This window comes from Microvirga sp. Mcv34 (genome assembly GCF_024519725.1).
Taxonomy (GTDB): Bacteria; Pseudomonadota; Alphaproteobacteria; order Rhizobiales; family Beijerinckiaceae; genus Microvirga.
Window position 1 is genome coordinate 59,018 of the sequence record NZ_JALJRK010000030.1, and the last position, 8,171, is coordinate 67,188.

An 8,171-nucleotide genomic window follows, 5' to 3' on the forward strand; every position below is an offset into this window, starting at 1 on the left:
AAAGAAGAGGCCCCGGCATCACTGCCAGGGCCCGTCAGGAAAACCAGGCGGCCAAGGACCAACCCAACCGCCTGAGATCTATGCTAGCTATTCGTTCGCAGGAAACCAGAGACGGCTTGCTCGACAAGGTGCCTCACGGTCTCCCCGGCAGCCTGGCCGGCCTCGCCATGCTGGGCGACCTCGACATGCGCCGGGCCGCCCCTCTCATTTTCGACGATGACCTTGCACCCTTCCGGGCCGACCGAGACCAACACCCGGAGCTCGACGTACCTGCCGGTGCCCTCGCCATGGCTGACGTCCCACTTCGGCCCCGCCATCTAATCCCCCGTGCCCAGCACGACGGGCCCGCTCGCGCAGCGCGCATCATCGATAGACAGCCGGTCTGCAGCGACGACCACGCGGCCGAGGCCTTCGAGCTGCCCGACCACAAAGCCGTCCCGCATCCTGGCCTCGCCGACCGCCTTGTGGGACCGCCACTTCCTCGTCGTAGTGTCCGTCACCTGGCAGTCGGCCTTGACCTTCCAGACGCCCGGGCCCGTCCTCTCGAAAACCAAGACCGTATCCCGAGACGTCCCGGCTCTGACAACGTGCGCTTCCGCGCTCCATGTCGGCATGTCGGCGACGTCCAGGGCTGAGGCCGGGGCGGCTAGGAACAGGCAGGCAACGATGAAAGGGACTCTCATTCCTCATCCTCGCGTGGCATCTCAGCAAGCCTAGGGATACGGAGATATTCCGCGGTCACTTCGCACTCACGCACCCGCATCCGATAGACATCGGCGCGGTCATCAAGGAGGTGGGCCAGCACGTGAGCTACCCAGGCCGGGATTGGACGCTCACCAGACGCCCATCGCTGGACCAGTCTTGGGTCCAGGCTGTCCCTGGCCCCCGCGGGGTGGTGAGGGCCGAGGAGACGGGCCATGGGTCGCTGCCACTCGGGGCCGAGAAGAAGTTTGCCCGCATACGCCAGGGTTTCCGGGTCCATGCCTGCTCCTTGATGAGGTGCCGTGCGAATTCCTCACAGCACCAAGCTGGTTACGCGAGGCCGAGGGCAGCTTACTCCCCGTCCTCGCTTTCCAAGACGCCCTGCAACCACTCGCCAACGTGGCGCACCACAGCGTCCTTGAGAGCGTCGTTGCTGTCCACGACGTCCTCATAATGGGACCCCTGCAGATAGCAGTCGACGATGTCCGTTGCGTTAGCCCAGCCCGCGTAGGTACCTGGCCCGCTGCACTGCTCGTTGTGCACGGCCCCCTCGATCAACTCGAACGCGATGGCCTCGGCAGCGCTGTCGTTGACGGCAAGGCGCAGCGCCTCCCACGCCTCGGGGGCGTCGTTGTCGGACGGGATGAGGTCCCGAATGTGCTCGGGGATGAAGGCGCCGCCCATGATAGCTGCCGCGAGGTTGTGGAAGCCACGCTGCTGCAGGATCGCGATGTCAGCCATTGTACAGTCCTTTGTGTTGTGCCGGGTCGTCCGGAGCCGCCAACTCGGCGGCGGCATTTGAGCTCGCCCTTTGCCGGAAGGCACTGAGAGCTCTCGGGGAACAGGTGGGGCCGAAGCCTTATCCCCGTTCAGTCGATCTCCTCGCGGCGGGCCACGAAGCCCAGTTTTTCATAGCGGTCAGCTGAGAAGTAGGCGGCTACGTCGCGGCCCCTCGGATGCTCAGCGCCCCAAGCGATGACGACGCCGTCAGCGAGACTGACGATGTAGTCGTTTGCAAAGTCATAGGCGAAGTCGACGTTGGCTTGGTCCTTACCGAGGACGGAGTCGATTAGATCGTTAAGTGCTGCGTCCGTCGGCGCGGCGTTAAAGGCTGCCTGAAAGCTCGCGAGGGTGCGAAGGATTTCGGCCATCTGTGTCATATCGAGGTTTCCCTGCGATTGTGGGCGGTCCGTGTCGCCGTCCCATGTCCGCCAATCTACGGACAAAATCGCAAATGTCAATGCGCTGTCCGCAGATCAGCGGACAATAAGAACGCCAGTCCGTCTGCTCCACCCCTCGGCTTAGCTGTGGAGGGACGTTCGCAACCGTGCGCGGATGATGGATCGCTTCCGAAGGGACAGCTAGGCTCCCCAAGGGGGTCACATGCGCATCAGCAAAATCGTCATCAGAAACTGGCGGTCCATCAAGGACCTGGAGTTCCATCCAACCGACATTACCGCCCTGATCGGGCCGAACAATGCCGGCAAGACCAACATCCTTTCCGCCTTGGCCTTCCTGCTTGGGGAGCGCTGGCCTTCCGCGAACACGCTGCAGGACACCGACTTCTACCGGAAGGACCGCAGTCGCAACCTCTACATCTCAGCCTCGTTTGACGGGGCTCCCGACAACATCGCACGGGTTTGGTTCTCGACGGAGGAAGGGCGCCTCCAGTGCACCTTCAATGGGAACGACCGTGCCTATAACATGACCCAAGCGCGGCGCGAGTTGATCCCGCTGGTCTACCTCGATGCCGCGCGGTCCTTCGACAGCGCATTCTCGTCATCCCAATGGTCGCTCTTCGGACGGATCGTCCGGGAACTCGACGCGGACTTTCGGAGAACCCAGCCCGAGGCAGTGCAGACGGCCGTCTAGAAGCTGCTGACTCAAGCACAAGAACTTTTGCGGACGGACCTCTATCAGGCCTTTGAGGCGAGTATCGTCAGGGCCTTCGCCGACCAGGTCCGCCTTACGTCCCACCGAGTGCAGTTCGATTTCCGGACCTTTGACCCGCTGAACTTCTACAAGACTCTTCAGCCCATCCTGATCGAGCATGCCGAGGCCAAGAGCCCGGCCGAGGTGGGATCGGGGATGAGAAACCTCATCGTGATGGCCCTCTTCCGCGCCTATGCGAGCGTGCTCCGACGGGGAGCCATCATCGCAGTCGAGGAGCCCGAGATCTAGCTTCATCCCCATGCGCAGCGAAGCGTGGCCAGCGTGTTCGAGGAGCTCGCCGCCGGCGGTAGCCAGATTTTCTACTCAACCCACAGCCCGACCTTTGTGAATGTGGCTAGGGCGGATCGAATTGTTCTGGTGGAGCGCTGTGACGACGAGGAGGAGGACATCTGCACTCAGGTCAACACGACCACTGCCGAAGAGCTCCTCCGTTCCCGTCGAAGGCTGCACCCGGAGATGCGCATGTCGGTCACCAGTCTGCAGGAACGGTACAGGATGCTGTGTGCGCCCGAGCATGCTGACGCCTATTTTGCCCGTGTGGTCGTGATCGTGGAGGGGCCGACCGAGGCGGCGGCCCTGCCGATCTTCGCGCAAGGGTTGGGCGTGGACATCGACGCCCTCGGCATTTCCATCGTGCCGGCCCGCGGCAAGACCTCGGTTGATGCCTTCTACCAGCTCTACCAGACTCACAAGATTGCCGTGTTCGCTGTTTTCGACAGCGACACCCACAAGAACGACGCGGACCGCGCCTGGAACCGGGTGCTCACGCGCATGCTGGGATTGGAGGAGACCGACACCCCTCCCGCCGGAACCGGGCGGACCCACGCGATCCTGGACGGTGATTACGAACGCGCCATGAGACAGGCGGTGAACTTGGCAAGCCCTGGTCTCTACGAGCAGCTGCGGGCCGGGGCCGCAGAGCTGCTAGGGGACAGCAAGCCTCTCGTGGCGCGCTACATGGCGTCGGAGCTCGTCCGGCAAGGCATCATTCCTGATTTCATCCGAGAGATCATTCGGGGGGTGCGCCAACTCGCGTCCCCTGCCCCGGCCGGCTTGGAACCGGATGAACCGGCGCCGGAGTCTCCAAGGGCTGCTAGCGGCAGCCGCGAAGCAGCTGCCGTCGACGATCTGATCTCCAATGTATTCAGCTGAGGACGCTGACGGGCGTAGCACCGTCGCCTTGGCGGCGCCGGACGCACAACGTTCCGAGTCGAGGCTTCGGTTAAGCCGGGCGTGAGCGTCATGCCTGACCATAAGACCTCGGGAAACTCGCGCGAGTCAGCATCTTTCGCAGGTCATTATTTTAAAGAATGGTTGCAGCTGGATGTAGACTCACCCCGACAGATTGCCCGACAAAATGGCTTCAAACTCTCGAAGGCTAGATTCCCGAGTGTTGCAATGAACCAAAATGACCGGCTTCGGATTGCCTATGCCCGCGCGCAGGGCTTGCGAAATACCATACCACTCACCGGCTTAGTACGGGGCGTCCCGGCCCGCGACCTAAATACAATAATCGATTCAGTTGGCGACCTGATCGGGGACCAAGCTCCACAACTGAAGGTTCCTGAGAGCGCTTTCTATGAGAGCAATGGCGAGTGGTGCAATCTCGATGTGCTGCGCTCTAAACTGGGGCAGTTCCTATCGTTGATGGAATTCGCCTACCAGCCGAGCAACAAAGTTGTTGAGGTTGGCAGCCTCTATAACTCAATCCAGGACAGCGACCTGAAAGCGCGGTGCTCCGATCTGCTGTCTGCCCCAGGCAACTTTGACCGGGTTATAAATCAGGCCACTCAGGTTCTGGAAGATCGCATTCGAAAGCTCTCAGGCGCTGAGGGTACAGGTGTACCCTTAGTCAACACCGCAATTAACTCAAATCTGGATCGTGCCGTGCTCCGGATTTCCGAGGATCGAGAAGAACATGAAGGTATCGCACACATTTGCCGAGGGATCATGCTAGCCTTCCGAAATCCAACGCATCACCATCTAACCGATGACATCAGCCGAGAGGACGCACTGAAGGTCTGCGCCTTCATTGATACATTGCTGGCAACAATCGGGCGGGCTAGGGTAGCCAAACCCTAGTCCGATCACCCTCCTGAGAAGTAAACAGCTTTGTCGAGCTGCCGATAAAGGAAGCTGATAAAGCTGAGAAGATCCAGTGCATCTTCCTTAGATATCGGCCAATCGATGGCGGGTTCATGAGCAGTTGGATTTCGAACTGCTCGCATCATCCCGGCCGACAGGAATTTGATCCCATCTTGCAAATTAAGGTCCGTTTCACTTTGACAGGGAGTGATCTTTAGTACGCCAGTGCGACCATCCCAAACGGCCATCATGAGTTCTTGGCCATCGCGGGTTGACTGAGCGAGATTGCGCACGTCTTTGTTGTAGGCCTTGCAAGCTTCGAAAACAGCGTGGAAGTAGTTTCCTTGAACGAACAGTGATTTGGCGTGCTTGTGCACTGCCGAATGGAAGTCCCTCCTGGAGAACTCTAGCCCACCTTCGGTCTGCATTGGCGGGAGTGCCACATCCGCAGCAGCAAGTGCTTGTTCCACTCTTTCATGTAGGCTTGCAGGGGCAATGGCCCGACAAAATTGAAATACCAAACGGCGGCGCTCATCGGCCTGCATCGGGTGCTTACCGAGTGTCATGAGCCAATCGTACACAAGCGCAGCCCTGGTTGATGAGATCCCTTCGGTTGGAAAGGTCTGCTTTTCAAAGGGAAAGATTGCCCTTGCCATGCGTTCGATCTGATTGACTGAAGTATCATACTTCACCAAGTCACCAACGGTGGTCGCAATCAGGCGCAAGTTCATCCGCTAGCCCCAAACTTAAATGTTTCTTGTCTCTACTTACTTCCCGAGAGCTATCCTGTCGTGGGCATGCACCCTCGAAGTTGGGAATAAGTCTGCAGCCTCTCCAAAAAAGCAGACCTTCAAGAGGAGGTTTCAAGGTTCGGAACCCGGTCGTGACAGTTTACCTGCCGGCTTGATGCAGACCATATGGGCGCCCACAGCCGTGATTCACTTGCTTCGTCCAGGTGTCGGGCTCCCGGCATTCGACGGATACCGACCGTGCGCCTGTGCCTGTCCGCTTGAAGGTTAAGGCTGCCAGCTGCGCATGGGTCGTCATCGGCTCAAAGGGAACGGCTCCGGAGAGCCTCCGCTGACTGCGATCAGGGACTTAGCGGCCCTCAATCATTCCGAAGCCCATAGAGCAAGCCATGGGTTTTCCATCTAACCCCTTTGTGCGACGTTCACGCGCTTGGCCACCCGCTTCGTGGCGGTCTCCTGCAAATGGCGCTCGATGGCCTCGTTGGCCTGGGCCCGCACCTGCCGCATCCGGTCCGCGTCGTCGAAAGCGTCCGGGAAGCGGCGCGACAGCCACAGGTAGGCCCCCGCGAGTCGCACCGTGCGCTCCTGGTGGTCGAGCTCGGCGAAGGGGTTGCCGCGCAGCGCCGGAACACCGGAGCCCGAGGCCAGCATCTGCGTCCATCCCTTGAGCACTTGAAACGAGAGCTCGTCGCGCTGGTCAATGGGCGCTATCGACAGGGCGAACCTCTGCGTCAGGTCCAGCTTGGTGCGGTCGACCATCTCCGCAGCCTGCAGCATGGCGTCCATGTCCGAGGGCTGGAAGGGCGAGCCCTCGTAGAAGGCAGCCTGGGCGAAGTGCGTGAGCACCTCGTGCAGGCTCTCGGTGCGCAGCTCCGAAGCTGCGGCCCTGATCGCCACGAGGTCGGGACGGGCGTAGAAGCGCGAATCCGCGGCGGGTGCTGCCTGTGCGCCCGCCAGCGCCTTGCAGATCGGATCGATGCCCTCCTCCGTGGTGGCGGCCACATAGCCGACGTCGTGGTGGCCGAAGCGGCCGGCGCGGCCGGCGATCTGGCGTATCTCGGGATTAGTGAGCGGACGGTCCTCGCGCCCGTCGAATTTTCGCAAGGAGGAGAATACAACCCGCTGCAGGGGGCCAAGGTTGAGGCCCATGCCGATGGCATCGGTGGTGACGAGCACGTCGGCTTCCCCGGTGCGGAAGCGCTCGGCCTCCGCGCGGCGCACCTCGGGGGAAAGCGCCCCGTAGATGGTGGCCACAGAGTGCCCCAGGCCGACGAGGAGCTCGCGATGCTCGTGCACCGCCTGGCGTGAGAAGGCCACGACGGCGTCTCCGACCTTCACCTCCTTCAGGGGGACCGGCTTGTCGAGCAGGACGAGCGGCGTCTTGCGCTCGAAGACGACCACCTCCAGGCTCTCGTTGGCAGCCTCGGCCGCACGGCGAACGTAAGGCAGTGCATCGTCGGAGCCGGCCAGGATCAGGGTCTTGGCCGGGATGCCGAAGAGCGCGTTGGTCCAAGCCCAGCCGCGGTCCGGGTCGGAGATCATCTGGATCTCGTCGATTACCGCCACGTCGACTGTCTGCTGCAGATCCGTGGTCTCGATGGTGCGTGAGACGTGGGTGGCGCCGCGGTCGCCAAAAACCTCCTCGCCTGTGACCATGCCGGCGTTGAGGCCGCGGTCGCGCAGAGCCTCGTAATTCTCCAGGGCCAGGAGCCGCAGTGGGGCCAGGTAGGCGCCCTTGCCGGCTGCCGCGAGCCTCTCCAGGGCGGCGTGGGTCTTGCCGGAGTTGGTGGGGCCCATGTGGAAGACGATGTGACGGGCCATGCTGCGCGCGGCGCAGAACTTGTCGATGTATGTGCCGAAGCCGACCCGCTCGCGCAGGTTCCGGAGGCCGGCGTCCTGGCGGGCCAGCTTCTTCGCGCGGGCCCGGAGCTCCTTGAACTTGTCGGGCAAGGCCCGGACCAGGTCCGGAGAGAACTGGTACTGGCGCGAGCGCAGGGCATGGTCCATGTGCGCGGCGTAGCTGGCGGCGCCCGAGCCGACCTCTGCGAGGTCCGCGCGTACGTCTTCGCGCAGCCGGTTGACCACCCGGTGCATGGATTTCCCCGTCTCCCGCTCGACCGTGTAGACCTCCGCTTTGAACTCGTCGAAGCGGTGGTGCGGGTCGGTGCGGACCGCCATCCCGTGCAGGATCTCCAGCATCTGCGGCGTAGGTGGCAGCACAAGGCGCAGCTCCACGCGCCCGTCGTCGAGGAGCGGCAGGACCACCCGCACAGACCACGAGACGGCACCGTCCTCGCTCTCAGTCCAGCGCAGGGATGGGATCGCCTTGGCGAGCTCCCTGGCCCCCTTTGAAGCCCATTCCTTGAGGCTCTGCATTTCGCTGAGGGCGGAGGCCACCCGGCCGTCATCGACGAACCCGTCGTGCTCGGGCAGGCCCAGGTAGCGCCGGAGGCCCTCGGCGTCGACGTCGCGCCGTGACGGGGCCACCCTGCGGATCGCGTCGTGGATGATGTCGGCGGTCTCTTGGATGCGCTTGCGTGCCATGCCCTAGCGTTCCTGCAGGGAAATGCAGTGTCAACGCCGCTCGTCGCGAACCGTGCCCTCCGTCCACCGGCAGATCCTACACTGTAAGCGCGCATTTCAAAGCACGTCGGGCGGGGTTCAGGCTGGCCGTGTGTTGAA

Annotated in this window: 9 protein-coding genes; 4 read left to right on the forward strand and 5 right to left on the reverse strand. The window is 62.3% G+C overall.

What is annotated here, in order from left to right:
* Window positions 1-317: 317 nt before the first annotated feature.
* The 3 genes from OC446_RS16805 to OC446_RS16815 form a co-directional block, all read right to left on the reverse strand.
* Window positions 318-683, reverse strand: coding sequence for a hypothetical protein (locus tag OC446_RS16805; RefSeq protein WP_262030170.1), 366 nt, complete (start codon window positions 681-683; stop codon window positions 318-320).
* Window positions 684-1,053: 370 nt separating this feature from the next.
* Complete coding sequence (locus tag OC446_RS16810; protein ID WP_262030171.1) at window positions 1,054-1,443, reverse strand: hypothetical protein; 390 nt, start codon at window positions 1,441-1,443, stop codon at window positions 1,054-1,056.
* Between the two features lie 128 nt (window positions 1,444-1,571).
* On the reverse strand, window positions 1,572-1,862 hold the full coding sequence (locus OC446_RS16815) for a hypothetical protein (RefSeq protein WP_262030172.1): 291 nt from the start codon (window positions 1,860-1,862) through the stop codon (window positions 1,572-1,574).
* Between the two features lie 223 nt (window positions 1,863-2,085).
* Here OC446_RS16815 and OC446_RS16820 point away from each other — a divergent pair, with 223 nt between their 5' ends.
* The 4 genes from OC446_RS16820 (at window position 2,086) to OC446_RS16835 (ending at window position 4,737) form a co-directional block, all read left to right on the forward strand.
* Window positions 2,086-2,574 carry an ATP-dependent nuclease gene (locus tag OC446_RS16820; protein ID WP_262030173.1) on the forward strand — a complete coding sequence of 163 codons (489 nt, stop codon included), beginning with the start codon at window positions 2,086-2,088 and terminating at the stop codon, window positions 2,572-2,574.
* 27 nt (window positions 2,575-2,601) lie between these two features.
* Complete coding sequence (locus OC446_RS16825) at window positions 2,602-2,883, forward strand: ATP-binding protein (protein WP_262030174.1); 282 nt, start codon at window positions 2,602-2,604, stop codon at window positions 2,881-2,883.
* Window positions 2,884-2,907: 24 nt separating this feature from the next.
* Complete coding sequence (locus OC446_RS16830) at window positions 2,908-3,807, forward strand: ATP-dependent nuclease (RefSeq protein ID WP_262030175.1); 900 nt, start codon at window positions 2,908-2,910, stop codon at window positions 3,805-3,807.
* Window positions 3,808-3,897: 90 nt separating this feature from the next.
* The gene (locus tag OC446_RS16835; protein ID WP_262030176.1) at window positions 3,898-4,737 is read left to right on the forward strand and encodes a TIGR02391 family protein; all 840 of its coding nucleotides are present in this window, start codon (window positions 3,898-3,900) and stop codon (window positions 4,735-4,737) included.
* A gap of 5 nt (window positions 4,738-4,742) precedes the next feature.
* On the opposite strand, the gene OC446_RS16840 is transcribed toward OC446_RS16835, so the two are convergent.
* On the reverse strand, window positions 4,743-5,471 hold the full coding sequence (locus tag OC446_RS16840) for a TIGR02391 family protein (RefSeq protein ID WP_262030177.1): 729 nt from the start codon (window positions 5,469-5,471) through the stop codon (window positions 4,743-4,745).
* Between the two features lie 420 nt (window positions 5,472-5,891).
* Entirely contained in the window at window positions 5,892-8,033 is a 2,142-nt protein-coding gene (locus OC446_RS16845) for a helicase-related protein (RefSeq protein WP_262030178.1), read from the reverse strand.
* Window positions 8,034-8,171 lie beyond the last annotated feature (138 nt).

Excerpts from the sequence above, each read along its gene's own strand:
- OC446_RS16805 (WP_262030170.1), bottom strand. The coding sequence starts at position 683 with ATGAGAGTCCCTTTCATCGTTGCCTGCCTGTTCCTAGCCGCCCCGGCC.
- OC446_RS16815 (WP_262030172.1), bottom strand. The coding sequence starts at position 1,862 with ATGACACAGATGGCCGAAATCCTTCGCACCCTCGCGAGCTTTCAGGCA.
- OC446_RS16820 (WP_262030173.1), top strand. The coding sequence starts at position 2,086 with ATGCGCATCAGCAAAATCGTCATCAGAAACTGGCGGTCCATCAAGGAC.
- OC446_RS16810 (WP_262030171.1), bottom strand. The coding sequence starts at position 1,443 with ATGGCTGACATCGCGATCCTGCAGCAGCGTGGCTTCCACAACCTCGCG.
- OC446_RS16840 (WP_262030177.1), bottom strand. The coding sequence starts at position 5,471 with ATGAACTTGCGCCTGATTGCGACCACCGTTGGTGACTTGGTGAAGTAT.
- OC446_RS16845 (WP_262030178.1), bottom strand. The coding sequence starts at position 8,033 with ATGGCACGCAAGCGCATCCAAGAGACCGCCGACATCATCCACGACGCG.
- OC446_RS16835 (WP_262030176.1), top strand. The coding sequence starts at position 3,898 with ATGCCTGACCATAAGACCTCGGGAAACTCGCGCGAGTCAGCATCTTTC.